The sequence below is a fragment of the Streptomyces sp. NPDC041068 genome, assembly GCF_040647455.1.
GTDB lineage: Bacteria > Actinomycetota > Actinomycetes > Streptomycetales > Streptomycetaceae > Streptomyces.
On sequence record NZ_JBEZCG010000010.1, the window covers coordinates 253,482 to 275,766 of the forward strand.

A 22,285-nucleotide genomic window follows, 5' to 3' on the forward strand; every position below is an offset into this window, starting at 1 on the left:
TACACTCGTACGCATGGGATACGCACTGCTGGCCGCGGCCATCGCGGCGGAGGTGGCGGGGACCACCGCCATGAAGTACAGCGAGGGGTTCAGCAGGCTGTGGCCCTCGCTGATCACGGTCGCGGGGTATCTGCTCGCCTTCACGCTGCTCGCGCAGACCCTCAAGACCCTCTCCGTGGGCACCGCGTACGCGATCTGGGCGGGCATCGGTACCGCCGCCGTCGCGGCCATCGGGATGCTGTTCCTGGGGGAGTCGACCAGCGTGGTCAAGGTCGCCGGGATCGCCCTCGTGATCGCGGGCGTCGTCGTGCTCAATCTGGGCGGGGCCCACTGATGGCCCGGCGCTACGACCCCGAGCGACGGCAGCGGATCATCGACGCGGCGATCCGCGTGGTGGGGAAGAAGGGCATCGGCGGGCTCAGCCACCGCTCCGTCGCCGCCGAGGCCGACGTGCCGCTCGGCTCCACGACGTACCACTTCAAGACGCTCGACGAGCTGATGGTCGCCGCGCTGCGGCAGTCCAACGAGGGCTTCGCCAAGGTGATGGCCGCCAGTCGCGCGTTCGACGATCCCGAGGCCGACCTCGCGGCCGAGCTCGCGCGGGTCCTCGGTGAGTGGTTCGCGGGGGAGCGGGCGGGGGTCGAGCTGGAGTACGAGCTCTACCTCGCGGCCCTGCGCAGGCCCGCGCTGCGGCCGGTGGCCGCCGAGTGGTGCGAGGGTCTCGCCGAGGTCATCGAGCGGCGCACCGATCCGGTCACCGCGCGCGCCCTCGTCGCCCTGATGGACGGGATCTCCCTGCAGGTGCTGCTCACCGGCGGCGAGTACGACGCGGCGTATGCGCGCGCGGTGCTCAACCGGCTTCTGGTGTCAGGCGGTTGACCGCGGCGAGCGCCGCCTCGACGATGCTGCTGCTCACCGCGGGCGAGATCCTCTACAAGACAGCCGGCCACCGCGTACGTCGCCGACCACGCGCCCGCCCATGCGCAGGGGCGCTTCCAGAGCCTGTGCTCGGGGGTCTCGGTCAGCGGCGTCGTGCTGTCCGCGCCGCTCGGCGGGGCCTTGTACTCCGTCGCGCCGGGGCTGCTCTGGCCGGTGTGCGCGGTGCTCGCGGGGGTGGCAGGGTGTGCCGTCCTCGTCGCGGGGCGGCCTGCCTCGGAGCCAGGACCCGGCGGCCCGTCCGACCGGACGCTGAGACCGGTTCGCCCGCGCGGCGCCCGTCCGGTTAGGTTTCACCCATGACCGACACCACTGCTTCTCGCACCACCGGCGCCGTCGCCGCAGGCCTCGCCACCGTCACCGCCGACGGCACCGTTCTCGACACCTGGTTCCCCGCGCCCGAGCTCGTCGCCGAAGCGGGCCCCGCGGGCTCCGAGCGGCTGAGCGCCGAGCGCGCCGTGGAGCTGCTCGGCGAGGGTGCCGCCAAGGCGATCGGCCCCGACGCCCGCCGTGGCGTGGAGGTCGTCGCCGTTCGTACGGTCATCGCGTCCCTCGACGACAAGCCGCTGGACGCCCACGACGTGTACCTGCGTCTGCACCTGCTCAGCCACCGCCTGGTCAAGCCGCACGGCGTGAACCTGGACGGCCAGTTCGGCTTCCTGGCCAACGTCGCCTGGACCTCGCTCGGCCCGGTCGCCGTGGACGACGTGGAGAAGGTGCGGCTCAACGCCCGCGCCGAGGGCCTGCACCTCGCCGTGACGTCCATCGACAAGTTCCCGCGCATGACGGACTACGTCGCGCCGAAGGGCGTGCGCATCGCCGACGCCGACCGCGTCCGCCTCGGCGCGCACCTCGCCGAGGGCACGACCGTCATGCACGAGGGCTTTGTGAACTTCAACGCGGGCACGCTCGGCACCTCCATGGTCGAGGGCCGCATCTCCGCCGGTGTCGTCGTCGGCGACGGCTCGGACATCGGCGGCGGCGCCTCCACCATGGGCACCCTGTCCGGCGGCGGCAACGTCCGCATCGTCATCGGCGAGCGCTGCCTGGTCGGCGCCGAGGCGGGCGTCGGCATCGCGCTCGGCGACGAGTGCGTCGTCGAGGCGGGCCTCTACGTCACCGCGGGCACCCGCGTCACGATGCCCGACGGGCAGATCGTCAAGGCCCGTGAGCTCTCCGGCGCCTCGAACATCCTCTTCCGTCGCAACTCGGTCACGGGCACCGTGGAGGCCCGCCCGAACAACGCGGTGTGGGGTGGCCTCAACGAGGTCCTGCACAGCCACAACTGACGTACTCCGTACGCCTGTCGAGAGCGCCCTGCCGATTCCGGTAGGGCGCTCTTCGCCTGTCGCGGGGGTGTTCGGCGAGTCCCCGGGGGGCCGCCGTGCGTGCGTATGCTGCGCGAGACGACAGGAGAAGGACATGCGCAGAGCGGGTATCCGGGCCGTGGCCCTGGGGGCGGCGGCGGTCGGGCTCGTGGCCGGGTGCGGTCAGAGCGTGGGGCAGGACGAGGCGACGGGGCGGGGCAAGGCCACGGGGCGGGAGGCCACGCGGCAGGTGGACCGGGCCGTCGCCGGTGACCACAGTTACCCGCTGCAGAAGAGCGACATTCCTTGGAGCGGGAGCCCGAGCCCCTTCAACGCTCAGGTCGAGCTCGCCGACGGGCGGCGCGTGGCCATGCACTATCTGCGCGGCAAGGGGCTCTTCGTGCAGGACTACAGCCCCCGGGCCAAGGGCTGGTCCAAGCCGGCCGTGGTCCACAAGACCAAGACCGACGCCTGCCAGGGCATCACGCTCAAGGCCAAGGACGGCACCGTCGCGGCCTTCGGCGACTTCGGTGTCTACTGCGCGGACGGCGAGCCGCCGACCGAGTCGGTCGCCGCGGTCGCCGTCGGTCCGCTCACGAAGTGGGACAAGCACCTCACGAAGGGCTTCGACGGCTGGGAGAAGATCGTCGTCGCTCCCGGAGGCAAGAAGGTCACGTTCAGCAGGGGCGGCGAGACGCTGCGCTGGACCAGGGCGGGGGGCTTCCAGTAGTCGCGGGTGGTGGCCGTCACCTGGTCGAGTGGTCCTGAAGCGGCCCGCGCCGCCCGGCCTTTGGCCCGAGAATCAGCCCGGGATCCCCGTCGCCCCTCGGTCCACGGGGATCTCGCGGCATCACAACTCCTCGTAGGCTGCGGCCCTGCCATGCCCGAGCAACGTAGGTGAAGCGTGAACTCCGTGTGCGGTGCTCTCCGCCCGTGCCTGCGATGCCTGTTCGAAGGAACGGAATGAGAATCACCAGGCGACTGGACACTCCGGCTGAGGGTTGTCTCAACGATGCCAACTGTCCTGCGGTCTTCTCTCTATCCACCGGAGATGTCGCGTTCATCGGTGCCGAGGCTTCCAACGAGCTCTGCGCGACTCTCCCCACCGGCTCAGGGGTGGGCGAAGGGGAGCGGCTCGTGGTGGTTCCACGAGAAGTCCTCCTGAGCGCGGGGTGGGCCCCGCCGGTCGGCTGATCTCTCAGTGCGGTTCGGCGAGGCTATCCGAGTCGGACCGCGCTCCGATCCTCATCAGCTGATGCTGGTAAGCGAGTTCGCACAGGTCGTAGAACTCTCGCATCCCACCGGTATGCGGTGTGGATGAGTCACGCGGTATGCGAGCCGTTTCCCAGAAGTCAAGAATTTTTGCGCTGCTGAACGTGTGAGACAGGGAATCGACGATCTCTGCCTCGCTGTAGTAGCCGAGTTCGTAGCACATGCACCAATGCGAGATGATTAAGTTCGCGTACATGAACTGCCGCTGGCGTTCCTCGCTCACATCGGGGCCGTAACCTGGCCAGACTGCCATGAGGGTCGGATCATCGATCGCCATCTGCAGTAAATGGCGATGCTGTCCCCGAACTGCCGCTTCGGCGACTCGTCGGCTGGTTTCGTGCTGATTCTCTGCCACTCCACGCTGCAGCGAAAGTTCCGTTCTCTGCGCTTCGAGGGCCTCGCGCTGCATACGGGCCTCTTCGCCCTGCCGGTGAAAGGTCCGCGCGATGTAGACCAGCACCACCACCGACGAGGCAGCTGCTGCCGCTCCGAATGCCTCCCCTGCGTATCCGGTTTCTGCGGATTGAATGCTGGTGAAGCTCGTCAGGAATATGGTGAGTCCCACAGTGCTCACGCAGGACGTCATGATGACGGCAAGCATGATCAATACCTCGCGAGCGAGGTGAGACCGTGCCATGGCACCCCCGGTAAATGGCTCGCATGCCGATCTGGCATATTCTTCGATCCGCATGAATTGTCCCCTTGGCGTGTTCTCCGAAAACGGCGGGGAGGAGCAGGGAGGGCGCATCGAGGCATGAGCGCCGGTGTCGCGCCCCGGGAATGCCATAATCCACTTCATTGGAGTGCATATCGGGGCGGGAGTGCAATGGCGGGGATTTCCTGTGTCGTTGGGAAGTTCTGTGAGGTGCTGCGGGGCGGCGCCCCGAGACGGTTCCCGGACGCAGGCATAGCGGGGGAGCGTCGCGTGCGTCATGAGGGGTGGAAGGCGCGTGCGGCGCGGCAACGAGAAGAGGGGTGGCGATGGATGCTGAGGGCGAGACACGGTTCCGGGAGTTCGTGGAGACGAGATCGTCGGCGCTGCTGAAGACCGCCGTCCTGCTCTCCGGCGGCGACCGGCACGCGGCGGAGGACCTGCTGCAGAGCGCGCTCGTCAAGGCCGCGGGGCGGTGGCAGCGGATCGACGAGCCGGAGGCGTACGTCCGGCGGATCCTGTACCGGCAGCAGGTCAGTCGGTGGCGGCTGAAGTGGCCGCGGCGTGAACTGGCCGTCGCCGAGCCGCCGGAGAGCGCCGACTCCAAGGACGGCGCGTCCGCCGCCGAGCTGCGGATCATGATGCGCGGGGCGCTCGCCAAGCTCACCGCGCGCCAGCGCACCGTCCTCGTCCTGCGCTACTTCGAGGACCTGCCGGAGGCGGACGTGGCCCGGATTCTCGGCTGCTCCGTCGGGACCGTCCGCAGCACCACCCACCGGTCCCTCGCCAAGCTGCGCGCCCTCGCGCCCGAACTCGCGTCGCTCGCGGGACCCGGGGCCGGGGCGCCCGAATCACCCGCCGGTGGCTTCTCCCCCCTGGAGGTCCGTCCATGAACGTCGACGATCTGGTCCGTGACGCCCTCCGGGCGGAGGCCGCCGACACGGCACCCGTGCCCGACGGGTTCGCCGACCGTGTGCTCGCCGCCCGCAGACGCCGCACCAGGCGCGGCCTGCTCGGTGCCGCCGCCGTCACCGCCGTGGTGGTCGCCGTCGCGGTGGCCGTGCCCGTCCTCGACGGCTCCGGCAAGGAGGACGTGCGGCCCGCGAGCCAAACGCAGACCGCCGACGTCATCGCCCACCCCGACCAGTCGCCGCCCCGCGACCTGATCGCGGCGGGGAACACGGCGCTCGCCGGATACACCACCGGCAAGCGCATCAAGCTGGACAACGGCGACGAACTCTTCAAGCGGACGTTCTGGGTGCTCGACCAGAAGACGGGGAAGTACGAGAAGGCCGACAAGCGGTGGGCCTGGATCGATGTCGCGCCCGGCATGCGCACCGCCGCCGTCCTGGAGGGCGAACTGCCCGCGCGCCGCATCGGGTTGCTGAACCTGCTCACCGGCGAGGTCGAGCGGTGGATCCCGGTGGACCACCCGATTGCGGGCGTTGAGTGGTCGCCGGACGGCAGCCGCCTCAGCGCGACCGCCTACAGCAAGAACCCCGACCGGCTGATCGACCTGCCGAACGACCACCCCGACAACGAGCCCCAACCGCACGGCAGCCGCACCGGATTCATGGTCGTCGACGTCGACTCCGGGAAGGTGGGGCCCTTCCGTTCGCTGCCGCAGAAGAAGACGGACGACAAGTTCGGGATGTTCCTCGGCAATTCGCGCGAGGACCTGCGATGGAGCCACGACGGGACGCTGCTGTACGAGCAGTTGGCGATGGGCGGCGACGGCGAGAACCGGAAGTGGTACACGCAGGAGGGACAGAAGACGAAGCCCCCCGCGGGCGAGCGGTACGCGGGCTGGCCCGAGGCGGGGCTCTCCCCCGACGGCAAGACGCTCGCCGGTGACGGCAGCGACAAGGGCTCCCCGATCTTCGACCCGGCCACCGGGAAGCAGATCGGCAAGGTGCCGGGGCAGCAGCTGCTCGCCTGGGCCGACAACAAGCGGATCATCGCCTGGGGTTGCGATCCGAAGAAGTGCGATGGCAAGGGCGAGTTCCGCAACCAGCTGCTGCTCGTCACCGTCGGCAGCCGGAAGGCCGTCCCGCTGAGCGACTTCCGCAAGGCGTCGGACGACTACCCCGGACGCTGGAGCCCGCTGTTCGCGGACCGCTAGCCGAGCGTGGCGCGCGATTCGCCGTACGTGATGCGCGGTCCGTCGTACGTGGCGCGCAGCTCGTCGTACGCGGTACGCAGCCCGTCGGTCGCCTCGCGGCCGGCGGGCAGCAGCGGTGCCCGCACCGGGCCCGCGGGCAGGCCGAGTTCGCCGAGCAGCGCCTTCGCCGTGACCGTGCCGGGCAGGCCCGAGGCCATCATCAGCTCGATGAGAGGGGTGGCGGCCAGCTGGCCCCGGCGTGCCGCCTCCGTGTCGCCCGCGTCGAACGCGTCGAGGACCGCGCGCAGCTGGCCGGGGATCGCGTTCGACACCGTGCTGACGTACCCCGCGCCGCCCACCGCGTACAGCGCCAGGTTGTACTCGTCGCAGCCCGCGTAGTACGCCAACTCCGTTCGGGAGATGACCTTCTGGCTGCCGAGGATGTCGTAGGCACAGTCCTTCACGCCGACGACCCGGGGGTGGTCCGCGAGGCGCAGGATCGTCTCCGGCGCGATACGGGTGCCGGTACGGCCCGGGATGTCGTACAGGAGCACGGGGAGCCCGCAGCCGTCGGCGACCGCGCGGAAGTGCGCCTCGACGGCGTCCTGCGGCGGCTTGCTGTAGTACGGCGTGACCACCAACAGGCCGTCGGCGCCCGCCTTTTCGGCCGCGAGGGCCTGCTCCGCGGAGAGCCGGGTGTCGTTGCTGCCGACGCCCGCGACGACGGACGCGCGGCCGGCCACCGCGTCGGCCACGGCCCGTACGAGGGCGGCCTTCTCGGCGTCGGACGTGGTGGGCGACTCACCGGTCGTGCCGGACAGGACGAGGCCCTCGCAGCCGCCGGTCACCAGGTGGTCGGCGAGCCGCTGGGCGCCGTCGAGGTCGAGGGCGCCCGCGTCCGTGAAGGGCGTGATCATCGCGCACAGGGCGCGGCCGAAAGGGGCGGGAGGCCGGGAGGTCGCAGAGCTCATGGACGCAGTCTCGGCGCAGAAGCGCTGAAGCTCCACTTAATTCTCCTACGAGGTAAAGCGCAGCAATGCTAAGAGGTCGACTCCGGGGGCGCGGACGGGAAGCTGGACGTACGGGGACGGGTACGGGTGCCAACTCGCCCCTGTATGGGCCACCATGGCGGAACAGTCGGTCCCTAGGAGGCGTCATGAGGCTCGGCAAGGCACTCGCCACCGGTATCGCCGAAGAGCAGCCGCTGCGCGACGAGCAGTCGCAGGAGTACGGGACGTCCGTGCCCGAACCGGGGCCGCGGGCCACGGAGTCGGTCGAGGAGCCCCTGCCGGTCGAGGCCGCGGCGGCCCGATGAGGCTGCGGCTCCCCGAGGAACGCCCGAAGGAGCCGCCGACCGGATACAAGATCGCCCGCCCGGTGCTGTCCCAGGACGGCACCCGGGCCGGGTTCACCGGCGTCTCCCTCGGCGCGGGCCTGCCGTACGGAGTCCTCGACGAGGCGGGCTGCGTCTACGGCAGGCGGCACCGCGCCCCGCACCGCCGCTGCGACTGCGGCTTCCACTGCGTGCACGACCGCACCACCGCGGCGGGGCTCCTGTGCACCGCGGAGCACCGCAAGGCCGCCCTGCTCGAAGTGACGGTGCTCGGCGCGTACATCCGCTTCGAACGCGGCTTCCGGTACGCCAGGCAGCGGGTGCGCACCGCGACGGTGCCGCCCTGCGACTGCGGCACGGCGGCCTCGCTGCTCGCCGACGGCGGGTGGGGCAGGCCGGGGTGGTGGGGCGTCGAGTCGGCGTGCGAGCGGTGCAGGGGCACGCGCCCCGCCGTGTCCGTCGTGGAGTTCGCGCGGCTCGCGGGGGAGGGGCTGAGGGTCGTGGCCGCGGCTCCGACAGTGTCCGCGGGCGGTCTGCCGGGGCTCGGGATGCCCGAGCTGATGGCCGAGGCGGCGCTGCTGCAGGCGCGACTCGACTGGTTCCAGAGCGAGTTGGGCCGCATCACCAAGGACGACGATCGGGGGTAGTGCGCCCGGGGCGGTGCCCTGCGGGCCCGCAGGGCCGTGTGGGGCGCCCCGAGGACATCGCCGAGGCGGTGGTCGACCTCGCCAACGCCTCGTACATCACCGGGGAAGTACTGCTCGTCGACGGCGGCGGCCACCTGTTGGGAGCCCCCGGCAGCCGGTGCCTGGCCCGCGTTGACGGGGCCCGGCACCCGGAGCAAGCTCGGCCCATGACCACGACGCAGCATCATCCGTACGCGCGCTACGTCGCGATCGGCGACAGCCAGACGGAGGGGGTCGGGGACGGCGACGAACGCCGGGGCTACCGAGGCTGGGCCGACCGGCTCGCCGAGATCCTGGCCGCGGGCCACCCGGACTTCACGTACGCCAACCTCGCCGTGCGCGGGCGCCTGACGGCACGGATCAAGGCGGAGCAGCTGGGGCCCGCCCTCGCCCTCAAGCCGGATCTCGTGACCGTCATGGCGGGCATGAACGACCTGGTGAGGCCGGGCTTCGACGCCGCGCGGGTCGCCGCCGACGTCGAGGAGATGTTCACCGAGCTCACCGGGGCGGGTGCGCGCGTGGCCACCGTGACCTTCCCGGACATCGGGCGGATCTCCCCGCTCGCGCGGCGCGCGCTGCCCCGCGTCCTGGACCTGAACGCCCGCATCCGCGCGGCCGCCGACCGGCACGGCGTGATCGTGTTCGACACGTTCCCGCACCGGATCACCACCGACCCGCGGCTGTGGAGCAGGGACCGCATGCACGCGAGCCCGCTCGGCCACGCCAGGATCGCCGCGGGGATGGCGGAGGCGCTCGGCCTGTCCGGGCACGACAGCTGGCTGAGGCCGCTGCCGCCGCTGGCCCCGGTCTCCGTGTTCGGTGCGGTGACGGCGGAGGCGCGCTGGTTCGCGGGGTTCATGGGGCCGTGGATGTGGCGGCGGGTGCGGGGGCGTTCCTCGGGGGACGGACGCGCGGCCAAGCGCCCCGCCCTCGAGGCGGTCGTCGCGCCGGATCACGAACGGGCTTGACCTGAAGCATGGTTGAGGCCGGAACGTGGTGCGTGCACGGAGCGGCATCCGCTCCGGGACCCGACTTCGACCGAGACGGACGGACCCGCCATGTCTGCGACCACCACCCTCAGCACCGGCACGCACCCGGACCCGGCCCGCGCCGACGGGGGCCTCACCTTCATCAGCACCTGGAGCACCGGCTCGCCCGACCGGCAGCGCGCCACCCTGGACGCCATCGCGAAGGCCTGGGAGACCCGCCCCTGGCCGCACGAGGGACTGCTCTCGTACACGGTGTACGCCGGCTCCGACGGCTCGACGGTCCTGCACCACTCGCAGTGGCGGGACGAGGAGGCGTACGAGGAGTTCTTCGCGAGCGCCGCGAACGGCAGGGACGCGCGGAACACAGAGATCGACGCGGCCGTGCCGGGGGTCGAGCGCCTCGGGCTCAACAAGACGCGCCTGTACCGCAGTTGGACCGACGGGCGCGGGCGCGAGGGGCGCGAGCCCGGCGCGATCGTGATCGTGCAGGTCGACTTCGACGGGCCGGACGCCGACCGGCAGCGCGCCTGGGTGGACGGAGTCGTCGACGCCCTGGACAGTGACCCCGCCGAGGGCCGCGCGCTGTACTCCGCGCACTTCCACGTCAGCACGGACGGCACGCGGGTCGTCAACTACGCGGAGTGGGAGTCCGAGCAGGCCCACATCGACGCGCTCGCCGCGGCCGGCGAAGGGGTGGGGTCGCCCACGCCGCAGTGGCGGCGCGTGCAGGAGTTCCCCGGGGTCGTCGCCGATGGAGCGGTCGCCCGGTACCGGTTCGCCTACGGCTTCGTACCGAGCCAGGCGTAATTTCCCGGCGCCGTGCCGCCCCCGGCCCCGTCCGCCTGGACAGCAATAGTTGTCGGCGGGACGGTGGAGCCATGCTGGACGTCACCGCCATCGAGGACCCGGCGGCCGCGGCAGCGTCGCTCGATCCCACCAGGGCACGGCTGCTCGCCGAGCTGACGGCGGGCCCCGCCTCGGCGGCGATGCTGGCGGGCCGCGTCGGACTGCCCCGGCAGAAGGTGAACTACCACCTCAGAGCCCTGGAGCGGCACGGCCTCGTCGAGCTCGCGGGGGAGCGGCACAGGGGCAATGTGACCGAGCGGCTGATGCGGGCCCGCGCGGCGTCGTACGTCATCTCGCCGCTGGCCCTTGCTGCCCTGCAGCCCGACCCGGAGCGGGCCAGGGACCCGTGGTCCGCGCGGTGGCTGCTCGCGGTGGCCGCGTGCCTGGTGCGGGACGTCGGGACGCTGCTCGCCCTGGCGGCGCGGGCGCGACGGCGGCCGGTCACCTTCGCGTTGGACGGCGAGGTGCGGTTCGCCTCCGCGGCGGACCGGACGGCGTTCGCCGAGGAGCTGGCCGCCGCGGTCGGCACCCTGATCCACGCGCACGGGGCCCCCGAGGGCCGGCGCGGCCGCGACCACCGCCTGGTGGTGGCCCTCCACCCGTCCATCGGCCCGTACAGGGAGTCGGCATGAGCCGTGGCAAGGAGTTCGAGATCGCCAGGGAGATCGAGGTCGAGGGCTCCCCGGCGGAGCTCTGGGACGCGCTCACCACCGGCACAGGCGGCTGGCTGCGCCCCATGGCGTACGAGCCCCGCGAGGGCGGTGCCGCCCCCTCCGGCGGCACCGTCACCCGCTGGGACCCGCCCCACCGCCTCACCGCCCGCGTCGAGGACCCGGACAGGGTGGCGGGGCAGACCTTCGACCAGCTCGACCACACCATCGAGCCCCGCGACGGCGGCCGCCGCTCCTGGCTGCGCTATGTGCGCAGCGGCGTCTTCGTCGACGACTGGGAGGCGCGGTACGACGGGGTCGCCCGGCACACCGACTTCCATCTGCACACCCTGCGCCAGTACATGGCGTACTTCGCGGGCCGCCCCGTCGCCTACTCCGCCCTCAACGGCCCGGCCGCCTCCACCGCACCGGACTCCTTCGTGATGCTCGCCCGCGCCCTCGGTCTGCCCGACGACGCGTCCGAAGGCGCCCGCGTCCGCGTGGACGCGCCCGTCGAGGAGCTGGACGCGGTGATCGACTTCCGCAGCCCGTACTTCATCGGGCTGCGCACGGACGACGCCCTGCACCGCTTCTTCGGCCGCAACCGCTCCGGCGCCCCGGTGGGCGTCTGCGTCCACGACTTCGGCCCGCACGCGGACGCCAAGCGCACCGAACTGGCGTGGCAGGACTGGCTGGACCACCTCTACGGCTGAGGCGGCCCGGCCGGTCCGTCGCGGCCGGTGCCTCGCGTGCTACGGCCTGAAGCGCAGCACCTGCGGGTCGTGGTCGCTGTTCTGCTCCGCGAACTCCGCGTTGATGTGCACGCTGTCGTAGGAGAAGTCGTCCGCGTCGCCCACGCCGGGGCTGGTCAGGATCTGGTCGAGGACCTGCGAGTTGCCCTGGTAGACGTACGAGTAACGCTCGCTCCTCGGCAGCGACCCGGTGGCCGAGCGCAGGGCGCCGCCGTCCTCCAGGGCCTTGGTGGTCGCCGAGAACTCGAAGTCGTTGATGTCGCCGAGCACGACGACGTCGGCGTTCCGCTGGACCTTGCGGATGTCCTTCACGAAGCCGTTCACGGCCTGTGCCTGCTGGAGCCGCTTGGCCTCCGAGGAGCGCACCGGCGGCTGGTGGTGCGAGGTCAGGCCCTCGTCGCCGCCCTTGGACCCGAAGTGGTTGGCGATCACGAAGACCGTGCGCCCGCGGAAGACGAACTCGCCGGCCAGCGGCTTGCGGCTGTCCGCCCAGGCGGTGTTCGCGGGGTCGACGCGGCCGGGGGAGTGGCTCAGCGCGGCCCGCTTGCCCTGGCGCACGACCTCGGTGGGCGTCGTCGCGTCGCCGGGCGCGCGGTCCGTGAACGAGACCCGCTCGGGGTTGAAGAGGAAGACCTGACGGATGTTGCCGCCGGGCTCGCCGCCGTCCTTGTTGTTCGCCGGGTCGACGGAGCGCCACTCGTAGCGCGGCCCGCCCGCGGCGACGATCGCGTCCGTGAACTTCTTCAGGGTCTGGCCCGCGGAGACCGTGCCGTCGTTCTTCGCGCCGTTGTCGTCCTGGATCTCCTCCAGGGCGACGATGTCGGGCGAGGAGAGGTTCGAGACGACGGCCGAGGCCAGCGCGTCGAACTTCTTCTGCGGGTCTGTCGGGTCGAGGTTCTCGACGTTGTACGTGGCCACGGCCAGCTCGCCCTTGGCCTGCCGACGCGTCTTCTCGCGCACCAGGCCCTTGTCGGCGACCTCGCCGAGCTCGCGGGCCACCAGGGTGTAGCCGCCGAACTGGTTGAAGTCCAGGGGGCCTTCGGCGCCGCCGGTCAGGACGTCGCCGACGTTCGCCTTGGGGAACGGCTTCTCGGAGACGGGGGCGAGCTGCTGGATCTGCAGCCGTCCGCCGTTCTGCGCGCCGTAGGAGCCGTAGACGGTGCCGCCGCGCCGGTTGCGGTTCTCGTGGGGCTTCACCGTCACCCACAGCTCGTTGTACGCGTCGGTCGCGCCGACCACGCGCGAGCCGCCGACACGTACGTTCATGCCCTCCAGCGACTCGTACAGGTCCAGGGCGTACGAACGGGGCTTCAGCGGAAGGGAGTTGATGCTGCCTCCCTGGGCGGGGTCACCGGCGGGCGCGTACGCGGAGGGCACGGACTTCGCGCCGATCGTGACGGGCTTCGGCAGCGCGTTGCCGGACGACTCCACGGTCACCGTCGGCTTGGTGATCTGGGTGAGGGACTGGTTGCCGGAGTTCGCGCCCCCGGGGACGTACTCGCCGACGGTCCCGGAGACCCGCACGGCGTCGCCCGGCTTCACGGTGAGCGGCGCCGATCCCGTGAAGACGAAGACCGCCTCGCTGGTGGCCGGGTCCGCGTCGGCCGTGCCGTCCGCGGACTGGATCCAGAAGCCCTTGGAGCCGTAGCCGCGCACGCCCGTCACGATGCCCGCGACATCGCCGACCTGCTGCCCCGCGAGCGGCGACGTACGCGTGGTGCCCTGGATGTCGTGGACGGCGACGGCATCGGCCGACGCGGTGGACGAGGTGGCCGTGAGCAGCCCGGCGGCGAGTGCGGTGGCGACGACGGCGCCGACGGCGGCGGATCTCGGTACGCGGGGCGTCGGTATGTGCGACATCAGGAAACTCCGGGTGAGGGTGAGGGAACAGAGTGAGAGAACAGGGTGAGAGAACAGAGTGAGAGAGCAGCAGTGAGGGGACGATGCGGCGGTGCGGGGCCCGAGCGGGCGCTCTACGCGCGTCAATCTCTTGTGTGACCAGGGCAGTTGTCAAGGTTGTCGAGGTGTTCAACCGCTGTACGTTTTCTGACAGGGACATGAACCGGGCGGCATGGTGCCAAATCCGTCTAGGCTTGCGCCTTGCCAAGCCATCCCCAAGCTCTCGGCCGCGCTCGAGCAGGGGAGACCCCATCCGCCCGAGGAGAACCAGTCGATGTCCGTAAGCCCCGCCACCCTGCCGCCGGTGCTGCTGCACTCCGAAGCGGAGCTCGCGCGGGCCGCGCTCGCCACGCCCCTGCTCTCCCGCGCCGTGCGGCTCGCCCGCTGGGCCGGCCCCGACACCCGGGTCGGCGCGGGCGGCGAGCTCGTCGACGCACAGCTTCCGGCGGCCGCCGCCGAGCTGGGCCTGGACGCGGACGATCCGGACGCGGCCGCGTACGCGAGCGAGGCCTGGCGGGTCGCCGTGGACACCGGCCTCGTCGAGGTCACCGACGCCGAGGAGGAGGGCGGCGAAGGCACCGTCACCCAGGGCGAGGACCTCGCCGCGCTCTCCGGCGGCAGCCCGCAGGACGTCCTCGGCATCTGGCTGGGCGCCCTGGACACCGTGTACGCGGACGCCACCGTGCCCGACATGGAGGACCTCCTCGACGTCCTGGAGGAGAACGGCGAGGTCGACTTCTCCGAGCTCGGCTGGGACCCGCAGGCCGAGGCCGACTTCCTGGACGGCGTCCTCGGCAACCTCTACCTGCTCACCGTGGGCGATGGCGCGGCGGGCGAGGAGCCGGTGCCGCTGCCCGCGCTCGCCGCCTCGATGATCGTCCCCGACGACATGGGCGAGCCCACGGACGACATCCTGGAGCAGGTGTCGGACGCGATGATGAAGCTCGACGACCAGTTCCGGCTCTTCGAGCCGCTCGGCCTCGTCGAGTACCAGCCGGTCGACGAGGCGCTCATGGCCGACATCGACGACGAGACCGCGGCCGACGCGCCCGCCCCCGACGACGAGGACGTCAGCCGCTACGGCATGGTGCGGCTCACCCCCCTCGGCCTGTACGGCATCCGCGCCCGGATGCTGGAGGCCGGCGTCGACGCGCCCGCCGTCGGCGACCTCGCGGACAAGGGCGCGGACGCCCTGCTCGACGGCACCTCCGGCTTCCCGCAGGCCGCGGCTCAAGCGGAGATCGAGCAGTGGCTCGCCCGCCACGAACCGCTGGACGCCGCACGGGAGTTGCTGACCGCCGCGCGCGGCGGCGACGAGGGCGCGCCGCTGCGCAGGCTCCGCTGCCAGCAGGCGCTCTCCCTGGTCGGCGACGAGGCGGAGCCCGCGCTGCGCGACGTCCTCGACGACCCGGAGCTCGGGGGCCTGGCCCGGGTGTGGCTCGCCGAGCACGGCGCCACGGACGTGCCCGCGCCGTCCGAGGCGCTCGTCTTCTGGCTGACCATCGACACGATCGCCGCGCAGCTCGCCGCCGAGGGCAACTCGGACGAGCTGCAGGGCCTGGTCGAGGGTCTCGCGCAGCAGCACAGCGGCTTCTTCGACACGGCGTGGCGGGTCGAGCACCCGGCCACCGCGGACGTCCTGGAGGCGATGGGCCGCCTGCACCCCGACAAGAAGGTGGCGAAGCAGGCCCGCAAGGCGGCCTTCAAGGCCAGGTCGCAGCAGGGCTAGAGCGCAGCAGGGCTGGAAAGCCCGTCCGGCGTTTGAGGACGAGCCCGAAGGGCGATCGACAGCGGCCGGGCGGGCCTCGCAACGAGGCCCGCCCGGTTCTGCTCACCGTGCCGGAGGCGTCAGCACTCGTAGCGTGTCGTGTGCTTGAACGACGACGTGGCGCCGTCGAAGCCGTACGTACCCCGGTACGCCGGAGGATTCTGGTACTCGCCCACGATCGTGATCGTGTTCGCGCACGAACCCTGCCCGGCCCGCTTCGCGTCCAGCCGCATCGTGTCGCCGATGAAGCCGCCCGTGATGTCCCACGGGGCGCCGCAGATGCCGGAGGTGATCTGTCCGCCGGTCACCACGTGCGGATAGGTGTTGGGGTTGTACTTCACCTCGATGGCGAACGTGACGGCGCCGGCGTGCAGCGTCAGCTTGCAGTCCGTCGACAGGGCCTCGGCCGACACCTCGGCCATCGGTGAGGCGAACGCCTCGTCACGCGTCTTGACCTCGGCACCCTGCGGGTTGTGGAAGCGGTGCTCCGACATCCGCGACTGGCCGCCCTTCTGCTTACGTGCCTGAGTGGTCATGGGAAACCCTCCTTCCGTCCTGACCGTCAGGCCAGCAGCTCGGCGATCTCCACGCGCAGCAGCGCGCGGACGTTCTCGATGTGGTTGAGCACGGTCACGGTCGAGGAACCGGCGAAGAGCAGGCCCAGCGCGACGTCGTCCTGCGAGGTGACCAGCGAACCGGAGTCGCCGCCCGCCGAGATGTTCGTCGTCAGGATCTGGTCCTTGAAGCGGGCCGTGCCCGCCGTGCCGTAGTTGACGTCGATCGTCGCGTCGACCGAGATGATCCGGCCGAAGCTGATGTTCGTCGTCCTGCCGGTCTTCTTCACCAGGTCGCCGACGGCCACATTGGCCTTGCGGCGCCAGGCGCGCGGCGCACCGCTGAAGTACGTCTCACGCGTCGCGTCCTGGAAGTCGACCGCGCCGAGCGCCGCGTCCACGACGTTGTTGTGCCGCTCCAGCGGGATCTGCGGGGCGAACTGGATGGTGATGAAGCGGTCCAGTGTCGCGATGCGGTCCGCCGGGTCCTGCCCGCCGTCGAAGACGCCGGGCTGCACGATCGCGCTGCCCAGCTGCGCCCGGTTGGAGTCGGCGAGCACGTGGTTGTTGGAGAGGATGTAGAACTTCGCCGGGACGCCGAGTCCGGCGCCGGGCGGGTCGACGGAGGCACCGGGCAGGAAGTCGTAGACCACGCTGCCGAGCGTGCCCGCGGTCACCCGGACGTTGCCGACCGAGAAGCCGGAGGGGCACGGGCGCATACGGCGCTTGAGGAGCTGCGGCTCGAACGCGCCGCGCCCCGCGAGCTCTTCGAGCTGCGGCTGGCCGAGGCCCGCGAGCTGTTCGCTGACGCTGCCGTCGGGGCCGTACGTCACCGAGGCGCGGTCGTCGGCGCGGCGGCCGCCGGCCCTGCTCTGCTGGCGCTGCGCCGCGATGTGGCCCACCGCGACGACATCGGTCGGGGTGCCGTCGTCCATCTGGCGCGGGACGACGTCCCGCTCCGGGAGCATGGACTCCGGGACCTTCTGGGTGACGAACACCAGCACGGCGGGTTCGCCGGTGGGCTGTCCGTCGGACCACTTCACGCCGTGGCCGAAGCCGACGACATTGGCCAGCGGCTGCTGGGGCCGCAGGAAGTCGGACGTCGCCTGTTGGCGGGAGCTGTCGCTCAGCTGACCGCCGGTGGGTCCTCGCATCAGTTCGGGCTGGCTCACCACGCCAGACCACCTCTTCCCCTTTGAAGGGTGGGAGTTCCGCGCCGTGCCCGTGCGTCGCTCTCGCTACGCCCCGCCGTCCTGCGCGTCGACTTCGCCGATGGCGAGCACGCGTACGGGGACACCTTCGAGCACGTGCGGAACCACGTCTTCGTCGCGGAGGCGGTCACGGGGCACTCGGTGGGTGACAAAGACGACGATCACGTCCTGACCCGAGTGTTCGTCCCTCCCGGTGCCGACTCCGGTGACATTGGCCAGCTTCATCAGCCGGCCCTCATGGAGGCTGCGTGCCTGCTGTGCGTCCACTCGGCTCGCCTCCCCGTGCGGGTGGTGCGGCGCTGCACGTAGGTGATGTCTATTGCGGTGTGCATCGCGGGTCAAGGTGTTCTGCGTTGATTCTTCGCTTTGCTGGCGATCCGCTCCTGTTGACCTTGTTTACGAAGTCTCTTCGCGTACGGGAGTCTCTTCACGTACGGAAGTCTCTTCACGTACGAAGGTGGGAAGCCCCGTTGAGGTCGAGCACCGTCCCCGAAGCCCACTCGGCCACCGGCGACGCCAGCCACAGCACCGCCGCCGCGATCTCCTCCGCCGTCCCGGCCCGTCCGAAGGGGCTCTGTGCGCGGATCGCCTCGCCCTCGGCGCCGCCGAGACGGTGCGCGACCCGTTCCGTCTCGAAGAAACCGGGGGCCACCGACGCCACTGCGATCCCGTGCGGCGCCAGCGACACGGCGAGCGACTGGCCGAGCGCGTGCACCGCCGCCTTCGTCGCGCCGTAGGCCGGGTGGTCCGGCTCGCCACGGAACGCGCCGCGCGAGCCGATGTTCACGATCCGGCCACCCGTCCCCTGGTCGATCATGCGGCGGGCCGCGAGATGGCTGAGATTCGCGGTGGCGAGCAGGTTGACCGAGACGTGCCGCTGCCACAGGGCGGCCCAGTCGTCGTACGACGTGTCGGCGAGGGGGTGCGGAAGGTTCACGGCGGCGTTGTTCACCAGGACGTCGATGCCGCCGCCAAGGCCCTCGGCCGCGCGCCCCGCGACGTCCGCCGCGCCCGCCGGGTCCGACAGGTCCCCGCCCACCAGGACGTGCCCCTCGCCGCTCAGCGAGGCGAGCGTCGCCCGCGCCTCCTCCTCGCGCGAGCCGTAGTGCACGGCGACCCGGTCGCCGTTCTCCGCGAAGGCTCGGGCGAGCGCGCGGCCGAGGCCCCGGGAGGCCCCGCTGATCAGGACACGGCGACCGATGGTCGGCAGGTTCATGGAAGGAAGCCCCTCGACGTCGAACGGTGTTCAACCGCCGTTTATACGCGAGCGGGACGGTGGCGCCGACAGCAGCCCGGTCGTACGCAGCCACCCTCGCGCCTCAGGAGAAACCATGTCGCTCACCCGCAGGGACTTCGCCAGACGCTCCGCGTTCACCGGCGCGGGGGTCGCCCTGGTCGGCAGCGTCGGCGCGCTCGCCACGGCCCCCGGCGCCCTCGCCGCGACGGACGTCGAGGGCGTCCAGGACCCGGAGGACGCCAGGGACCACGGACATCACGGCCACCACGGCCCCGGCTACGGCCCCCTGATACCCGACCCCGACGGCCTGCTCGCGCTGCCCGCCGGATTCTCGTACCGCGTCCTCACGCACAGCGGGAAGACCAAGCTGGAGAGCGGCGAGTTCACGCCCTCCAACCACGACGGCACCGCCACCTTCGCGGGCCCGCGCGGCACCACCCTCCTCGTCAACAACCACGAGCTGAGCGGCCCCCGCAGCAAGTGGCTGCACCCCGTGCCGCTCACCGAGGGCCTCGTCTACGACCCCGCGGCGTCCGGCGGCTGCACCGTCGTCGAGGTCCGCCGCGACGGGCACGTCGCCGAGTGGGTCGGCATCGCGGGCACCTCGACCAACTGCGCGGGCGGCAGCACTCCTTGGGGCACCTGGCTCACCTGCGAGGAGACCGAGGACAAGGCCGGCAAGAACGGCATGACCAAGGACCACGGCTACGTCTTCGAGGTCGACCCCCTCGATCGGCGCGCGAACCGCGCCCCCAAGCCCATCAAGGCGCTGGGCCGCTACGCCCACGAGGCCGTCGTCGTCGACCCCAAGCGCGGCCACCTCTACCTCACCGAGGACGCGTCGGGGCCCAACGGCCTGTTCTACCGCTGGACTCCGCCGCACGGCTTCACGCACGGCCGCGGCAAGCTGCGCACCCTCGCCGACGACGCGGGCGTCCTGAAGGCCCCCAAGTGCTACGACTCCGGCGGCCGCTTCGTCGACGACCTGTCCCGCGCCACGAAGATCGGCACAGTCTACGGCGTGGACTGGGTCGAGGTGCCCGACCGCGACGCGCGGACCGTGCCCGTGCGCCAGCAGTTCGACGACGGCGACATCACGCGCGCCCGCAAGCTCGAAGGCATGTGGTGGGGTGACGGCGGCGCCTACATCGTCGCCTCCTTCGCCCGCGACGAGAGCCCCGTCCCGCACGACGGGCAGGTGTGGTTCTACCACCCCGGCCGCCGCACCCTGACCCTGAAGGTGCTGCTCGGCGTGAACCCGGACCCCGGCAAGGACGGCGCCTTCGACGGCCCGGACAACATCACCGTCTCGCCCTACGGCGGCCTGGTCATCGCCGAGGACGGGGAGGGGATTCAGCACCTCTTCGGGGCGACCGAGAGCGGACGTACGTACCCCATCGCCCGCAACGAACTCAACGCGGGCACCTCGGAGAAGCCCGAGTACAGCGAGTTCACCGGCGTCACGTTCTCGCCCGACGGCAGGACTCTGTACGCCAACATCCAGACGCCCGGCATCATGCTGGCGATCACGGGGCCGTGGAAGCGGCAGAGGCGCTGAGCGGCCGCGCGACTAGGGCGCGTTGACGGCCCGCAGGGAGGCGTCGCCCAACCGCGCGTACCAGCCGTCGTCGTCGGCGGCGAGCTCGGCGGCGGGCTCGGCCAGGGTCCACTGTCCGCGCCGCTCGCCGCCACGCAGCGTCAGAGCCCGGCACAGGCGGCCCGCGCCGACGTAGACCAGGCCGCCGCCGACGGCGGGAGGGCACCGGGCGGTGTCGTCGAACGACGTCCGCCAGAGCTCCTTGCCCTTGTCGACATCGATGGCCTGCAGGGTCTTCGCGTCGGTCCAGTGCAGCAGGACGCCGTCGGCGGCCACGGGCGCGTGGCCGCCGCCCGCGCGCCTGCGCCAGCTCATGTCGAGCCCGGCCGTGCCGAAGCGCCAGAGCTCCTTGCCGTCGGCCGGGTCGAAGCCGAGGAGGTGGCGGCCGCCCGCGAGCAGCAGGCCGGTGCCGAAGGCGTACCCGAGGGCCGTGGTGCCCGCCCCCGTGGTCACCTCGATGCGCCCGCGGCCGACGGGCTCTCCGGTGCGGACGTCCAGGAGGTGCAGCTCGCTCTCCTCGGTGAGCAGCGCGAAACGGGCGGGGCGGCCCCCGCGCGCGGGCAGCGTGGCGGGCGCCGTCACCGCCGGCTCGTCCCCGCCGGGCCCTTCCTTCACGGGCCGCTGCCGCCCCGTCTCCGCGTCGAGGAGGACGCACTCCGTGGTGTACGAGCCTGCGGTGGGGGCGAGCAGCAGGGTGGAGCCGGAGACCGCGGGCCGGTGCCAGGCGAAGGGTGTCCTCACCGTCCGGGGCGACGAACCCGTGGGCAGCGTGTGGAACCGCAGGGTGAAGTCGTTGCCCGATGACTGCCCCTCGACCAGCGCGACAAGGCGGCGGCCCGCGGCGGCGAACCACCGCACCGGCCCGGGCCAGGCGTCCTTCGGCTCCCACGGGTCGCCGTCACGCAGGGCGAGGGCGCGCGGCACGTGGTCGGGGGCGATCAGCATGCCGCGCCCGACGCCCCACGAGGTCGGCGCGTCCGCCCCGGTCCCCGCCCGCCAGCGCCGGGCGCCGTCCGTGGCGGCGACCGCGCGGAGGTGTCCTTCCGTACTGGTGTAGGGCTGCTTGGCGTGGACGAGCACGGTGGAGCCGGACAGCAGGAAGGCGTCGAGGCCGCCGCCCGGTTCGGCGGTCAGCGTCCACCGTGCCTTGCCTGCGCGGCGCGCCCCCTTCGCCGTCACCAGCCGAAGGCCGTCCTCCGCGGCCGCGGGCGCCTCGCTCCGCGGCCGGGTCAGTATCCAGCCGACGAGGCCCGCGAAACCGGCGCCGATGGCGCCGAGGAGGGTGCGGCGGGCGAGGGGGCGGCGGCGGTCGGCGGGGTAGGGGTGCTCGGCGGGGTGGGGGTGTTGGTCGCGGGTCAGGGCGCGGGTGGTGTCGTACACCTCCTGCTTCTTCTGCGGGGGCGACTTCTTCTGTGGGGGCGCCTCGCCGGAGATCAGTGACCGCAGCGGCTCCTCGCGCCACCACAGCGGGGCGTCCGGGGACGACGTGCGGGCGAGGACGTCCGCGACGGAGGGCCGCCGTGCGGGGTCCTTGTCCAGGCAGGCGGTGACGAGGCGGCGCAGGCCCGACGCCTCCGGTACGCCGTCGAGGTGCGGTTCCTCGTGCGTGGCGCGGTAGAGCAGCACGGCCACCGGGCCCGAGCCGAAGGGGTGCTCGCCGCTGGCCGCGTGCGCGAGGACCGCGCCGAGCGCGAACACGTCGGTGGCCGGGCCCACTTCGCCGCCGCCGATCTGTTCGGGCGCCATGAAGCCGGGCGTGCCGATCATCGCGCCCGCCTCGGTGAGGCCGGGTGTCCCGGCCGCGCGGGAGATGCCGAAGTCGATGACGCGCGGCCCGTCGGCGGTGAGCAGCACGTTCGACGGTTTGAGGTCGCGGTGGACGATGCCCGCCGCGTGGATGCTCGTCAGGGCCTCCGCGAGGTGCGCCCCCAACGAGCGCACCGCGTCCGCGCCGAACGTCGGGCAGAGGCTCACGGCACGGCTCAGGGTGATGCCGGGCAGGAAGGCCGTGGCGAGCCAGGGGACCGGCGAGTCGGGATCCGCGTCGAGCACGGCGGCCGTGTGGGCGCCGGTGACGGCCCGCGCGGCGGTTGCCTCACGCCGGAAGCGTTCTCTGAAGTGCGGGTCGGCGGCGAGGTGTTCGTGCACGGTCTTGACCGCGACGAGCCGCCCGCCGGGGCTGCGGGCCAGATAGACCTGCCCCATGCCACCGGCACCGAGCCGCCCGACGACACGGTGCCCGCCGATCGTCCGGGGGTCGCTGGGCAGCAGGGGACTGCCGGACGGGGGAGCGGCCGTCACACGGTCTCCCGTCCGGTCTCCGGGCCGGTCTCCGCGTCGGTCTCCGAGCCGACCTGCCGGGCGGGGCCGGGCGCGGTCACGAGGCCGTCTCGGGGCCGGTCACCGCGTACGGCACTCTGCGCGTGCGCGGGTGGCGGCGCGGGCACGTGGTGGTCTCCGGGGCGCCTACCGCGTACGGCTTTCCGTCCGGGCGC

The 22,285-nt window shown here is 72.1% G+C and carries 23 protein-coding genes and 1 pseudogene; 15 read left to right on the forward strand and 9 right to left on the reverse strand.

Features of this window, described 5'->3' with window-relative positions:
• Window positions 1-13 precede the first annotated feature (13 nt).
• From AB0B50_RS24125 to AB0B50_RS24145, 5 genes and pseudogenes are all read left to right on the forward strand, one after another.
• Window positions 14-334: a multidrug efflux SMR transporter gene (locus tag AB0B50_RS24125; RefSeq protein WP_362335448.1), complete on the forward strand. Its 321-nt coding sequence runs from the start codon at window positions 14-16 to the stop codon at window positions 332-334.
• Window positions 334-879: a TetR family transcriptional regulator gene (locus AB0B50_RS24130; protein ID WP_362335451.1), complete on the forward strand. Its 546-nt coding sequence runs from the start codon at window positions 334-336 to the stop codon at window positions 877-879. Before AB0B50_RS24125 ends, AB0B50_RS24130 begins: the two co-directional genes overlap by 1 nt.
• Before the next feature lie 23 nt (window positions 880-902).
• Window positions 903-1,226: pseudogene (locus tag AB0B50_RS24135) on the forward strand (MFS transporter); the annotation flags it as partial.
• A gap of 9 nt (window positions 1,227-1,235) precedes the next feature.
• Window positions 1,236-2,225: a 2,3,4,5-tetrahydropyridine-2,6-dicarboxylate N-succinyltransferase gene (gene dapD, locus AB0B50_RS24140; protein ID WP_362335454.1), complete on the forward strand. Its 990-nt coding sequence runs from the start codon at window positions 1,236-1,238 to the stop codon at window positions 2,223-2,225.
• 133 nt (window positions 2,226-2,358) lie between these two features.
• Window positions 2,359-2,973 carry a hypothetical protein gene (locus AB0B50_RS24145; RefSeq protein WP_362335457.1) on the forward strand — a complete coding sequence of 205 codons (615 nt, stop codon included), beginning with the start codon at window positions 2,359-2,361 and terminating at the stop codon, window positions 2,971-2,973.
• Between the two features lie 468 nt (window positions 2,974-3,441).
• On the opposite strand, the gene AB0B50_RS24150 is transcribed toward AB0B50_RS24145, so the two are convergent.
• A complete protein-coding gene (locus AB0B50_RS24150) occupies window positions 3,442-4,206 on the reverse strand; it encodes a DUF6082 family protein (protein ID WP_362335460.1) in 765 nt (254 codons plus the stop codon).
• 290 nt (window positions 4,207-4,496) lie between these two features.
• Between AB0B50_RS24150 and AB0B50_RS24155 the strand changes: the two genes are divergently transcribed.
• Together AB0B50_RS24155 and AB0B50_RS24160 are read left to right on the forward strand one after the other, a co-directional pair.
• A complete protein-coding gene (locus tag AB0B50_RS24155; RefSeq protein WP_362335463.1) occupies window positions 4,497-5,060 on the forward strand; it encodes a SigE family RNA polymerase sigma factor in 564 nt (187 codons plus the stop codon).
• Window positions 5,057-6,289, forward strand: a complete 1,233-nt coding sequence (locus AB0B50_RS24160; RefSeq protein WP_362335466.1) for a WD40 repeat domain-containing protein — start codon at window positions 5,057-5,059, stop codon at window positions 6,287-6,289. The genes AB0B50_RS24155 and AB0B50_RS24160 overlap by 4 nt, the downstream gene beginning before the upstream one ends.
• Here AB0B50_RS24160 and dapA read toward each other — a convergent pair.
• On the reverse strand, window positions 6,286-7,239 hold the full coding sequence (gene dapA, locus AB0B50_RS24165) for a 4-hydroxy-tetrahydrodipicolinate synthase (RefSeq protein ID WP_362335469.1): 954 nt from the start codon (window positions 7,237-7,239) through the stop codon (window positions 6,286-6,288). The two genes, AB0B50_RS24160 and dapA, sit on opposite strands and share 4 nt — an antisense overlap.
• 185 nt (window positions 7,240-7,424) lie before the next feature.
• Here dapA and AB0B50_RS24170 point away from each other — a divergent pair, with 185 nt between their 5' ends.
• The 6 genes from AB0B50_RS24170 (at window position 7,425) to AB0B50_RS24195 (ending at window position 11,485) form a co-directional block, all read left to right on the forward strand.
• Complete coding sequence (locus AB0B50_RS24170) at window positions 7,425-7,583, forward strand: hypothetical protein (protein ID WP_362335471.1); 159 nt, start codon at window positions 7,425-7,427, stop codon at window positions 7,581-7,583.
• A complete protein-coding gene (locus AB0B50_RS24175) occupies window positions 7,580-8,248 on the forward strand; it encodes a hypothetical protein (RefSeq protein ID WP_362335474.1) in 669 nt (222 codons plus the stop codon). The genes AB0B50_RS24170 and AB0B50_RS24175 overlap by 4 nt, the downstream gene beginning before the upstream one ends.
• Window positions 8,249-8,454: 206 nt before the next feature.
• Window positions 8,455-9,255 (forward strand): SGNH/GDSL hydrolase family protein, encoded by an 801-nt coding sequence (locus tag AB0B50_RS24180; protein ID WP_362335884.1) that lies wholly within the window; start codon window positions 8,455-8,457, stop codon window positions 9,253-9,255.
• Between the two features lie 90 nt (window positions 9,256-9,345).
• Window positions 9,346-10,083 (forward strand): antibiotic biosynthesis monooxygenase, encoded by a 738-nt coding sequence (locus tag AB0B50_RS24185; protein ID WP_362335477.1) that lies wholly within the window; start codon window positions 9,346-9,348, stop codon window positions 10,081-10,083.
• A 71-nt stretch (window positions 10,084-10,154) separates the two neighbouring features.
• Window positions 10,155-10,754, forward strand: coding sequence for a helix-turn-helix domain-containing protein (locus tag AB0B50_RS24190; protein WP_362335480.1), 600 nt, complete (start codon window positions 10,155-10,157; stop codon window positions 10,752-10,754).
• Window positions 10,751-11,485 (forward strand): SRPBCC domain-containing protein, encoded by a 735-nt coding sequence (locus AB0B50_RS24195; RefSeq protein WP_362335483.1) that lies wholly within the window; start codon window positions 10,751-10,753, stop codon window positions 11,483-11,485. Before AB0B50_RS24190 ends, AB0B50_RS24195 begins: the two co-directional genes overlap by 4 nt.
• 39 nt (window positions 11,486-11,524) lie before the next feature.
• Here the strand turns inward: AB0B50_RS24195 and AB0B50_RS24200 are convergent, their stop codons facing one another.
• Entirely contained in the window at window positions 11,525-13,384 is a 1,860-nt protein-coding gene (locus AB0B50_RS24200) for an endonuclease/exonuclease/phosphatase family protein (protein ID WP_362335486.1), read from the reverse strand.
• A gap of 313 nt (window positions 13,385-13,697) precedes the next feature.
• Between AB0B50_RS24200 and AB0B50_RS24205 the strand changes: the two genes are divergently transcribed.
• Window positions 13,698-15,152 (forward strand): hypothetical protein, encoded by a 1,455-nt coding sequence (locus AB0B50_RS24205; protein WP_362335489.1) that lies wholly within the window; start codon window positions 13,698-13,700, stop codon window positions 15,150-15,152.
• Window positions 15,153-15,271: 119 nt separating this feature from the next.
• Here AB0B50_RS24205 and AB0B50_RS24210 read toward each other — a convergent pair whose 3' ends face one another.
• From AB0B50_RS24210 to AB0B50_RS24225, 4 genes are all read right to left on the reverse strand, one after another.
• Entirely contained in the window at window positions 15,272-15,727 is a 456-nt protein-coding gene (locus tag AB0B50_RS24210; protein ID WP_362335491.1) for a hypothetical protein, read from the reverse strand.
• A 26-nt stretch (window positions 15,728-15,753) separates the two neighbouring features.
• Entirely contained in the window at window positions 15,754-16,917 is a 1,164-nt protein-coding gene (locus AB0B50_RS24215) for a hypothetical protein (protein ID WP_362335494.1), read from the reverse strand.
• A 66-nt stretch (window positions 16,918-16,983) separates the two neighbouring features.
• Window positions 16,984-17,223: a hypothetical protein gene (locus tag AB0B50_RS24220; RefSeq protein WP_362335497.1), complete on the reverse strand. Its 240-nt coding sequence runs from the start codon at window positions 17,221-17,223 to the stop codon at window positions 16,984-16,986.
• Between the two features lie 178 nt (window positions 17,224-17,401).
• On the reverse strand, window positions 17,402-18,172 hold the full coding sequence (locus AB0B50_RS24225; RefSeq protein WP_362335500.1) for an SDR family oxidoreductase: 771 nt from the start codon (window positions 18,170-18,172) through the stop codon (window positions 17,402-17,404).
• 115 nt (window positions 18,173-18,287) lie between these two features.
• Between AB0B50_RS24225 and AB0B50_RS24230 the strand changes: the two genes are divergently transcribed.
• Window positions 18,288-19,751, forward strand: a complete 1,464-nt coding sequence (locus AB0B50_RS24230) for an alkaline phosphatase PhoX (RefSeq protein WP_362335503.1) — start codon at window positions 18,288-18,290, stop codon at window positions 19,749-19,751.
• A gap of 12 nt (window positions 19,752-19,763) precedes the next feature.
• Here the strand turns inward: AB0B50_RS24230 and AB0B50_RS24235 are convergent, their stop codons facing one another.
• Complete coding sequence (locus tag AB0B50_RS24235; protein WP_362335506.1) at window positions 19,764-22,091, reverse strand: protein kinase; 2,328 nt, start codon at window positions 22,089-22,091, stop codon at window positions 19,764-19,766.
• The gene (locus AB0B50_RS24240) at window positions 22,088-22,237 is read right to left on the reverse strand and encodes a hypothetical protein (protein ID WP_362335509.1); all 150 of its coding nucleotides are present in this window, start codon (window positions 22,235-22,237) and stop codon (window positions 22,088-22,090) included. Before AB0B50_RS24240 ends, AB0B50_RS24235 begins: the two co-directional genes overlap by 4 nt.
• Window positions 22,238-22,285: the final 48 nt, after the last annotated feature.

Excerpts from the sequence above, each read along its gene's own strand:
- AB0B50_RS24125 (WP_362335448.1), top strand. The coding sequence starts at position 14 with ATGGGATACGCACTGCTGGCCGCGGCCATCGCGGCGGAGGTGGCGGGG.
- AB0B50_RS24130 (WP_362335451.1), top strand. The coding sequence starts at position 334 with ATGGCCCGGCGCTACGACCCCGAGCGACGGCAGCGGATCATCGACGCG.
- dapD (WP_362335454.1), top strand. The coding sequence starts at position 1,236 with ATGACCGACACCACTGCTTCTCGCACCACCGGCGCCGTCGCCGCAGGC.
- AB0B50_RS24145 (WP_362335457.1), top strand. The coding sequence starts at position 2,359 with ATGCGCAGAGCGGGTATCCGGGCCGTGGCCCTGGGGGCGGCGGCGGTC.
- AB0B50_RS24150 (WP_362335460.1), bottom strand. The coding sequence starts at position 4,206 with ATGCGGATCGAAGAATATGCCAGATCGGCATGCGAGCCATTTACCGGG.
- AB0B50_RS24155 (WP_362335463.1), top strand. The coding sequence starts at position 4,497 with ATGGATGCTGAGGGCGAGACACGGTTCCGGGAGTTCGTGGAGACGAGA.
- AB0B50_RS24160 (WP_362335466.1), top strand. The coding sequence starts at position 5,057 with ATGAACGTCGACGATCTGGTCCGTGACGCCCTCCGGGCGGAGGCCGCC.
- dapA (WP_362335469.1), bottom strand. The coding sequence starts at position 7,239 with ATGAGCTCTGCGACCTCCCGGCCTCCCGCCCCTTTCGGCCGCGCCCTG.
- AB0B50_RS24170 (WP_362335471.1), top strand. The coding sequence starts at position 7,425 with ATGAGGCTCGGCAAGGCACTCGCCACCGGTATCGCCGAAGAGCAGCCG.
- AB0B50_RS24175 (WP_362335474.1), top strand. The coding sequence starts at position 7,580 with ATGAGGCTGCGGCTCCCCGAGGAACGCCCGAAGGAGCCGCCGACCGGA.
- AB0B50_RS24180 (WP_362335884.1), top strand. The coding sequence starts at position 8,455 with ATGACCACGACGCAGCATCATCCGTACGCGCGCTACGTCGCGATCGGC.
- AB0B50_RS24185 (WP_362335477.1), top strand. The coding sequence starts at position 9,346 with ATGTCTGCGACCACCACCCTCAGCACCGGCACGCACCCGGACCCGGCC.
- AB0B50_RS24190 (WP_362335480.1), top strand. The coding sequence starts at position 10,155 with ATGCTGGACGTCACCGCCATCGAGGACCCGGCGGCCGCGGCAGCGTCG.
- AB0B50_RS24195 (WP_362335483.1), top strand. The coding sequence starts at position 10,751 with ATGAGCCGTGGCAAGGAGTTCGAGATCGCCAGGGAGATCGAGGTCGAG.
- AB0B50_RS24200 (WP_362335486.1), bottom strand. The coding sequence starts at position 13,384 with ATGTCGCACATACCGACGCCCCGCGTACCGAGATCCGCCGCCGTCGGC.
- AB0B50_RS24205 (WP_362335489.1), top strand. The coding sequence starts at position 13,698 with ATGTCCGTAAGCCCCGCCACCCTGCCGCCGGTGCTGCTGCACTCCGAA.
- AB0B50_RS24210 (WP_362335491.1), bottom strand. The coding sequence starts at position 15,727 with ATGACCACTCAGGCACGTAAGCAGAAGGGCGGCCAGTCGCGGATGTCG.
- AB0B50_RS24225 (WP_362335500.1), bottom strand. The coding sequence starts at position 18,172 with ATGAACCTGCCGACCATCGGTCGCCGTGTCCTGATCAGCGGGGCCTCC.
- AB0B50_RS24230 (WP_362335503.1), top strand. The coding sequence starts at position 18,288 with ATGTCGCTCACCCGCAGGGACTTCGCCAGACGCTCCGCGTTCACCGGC.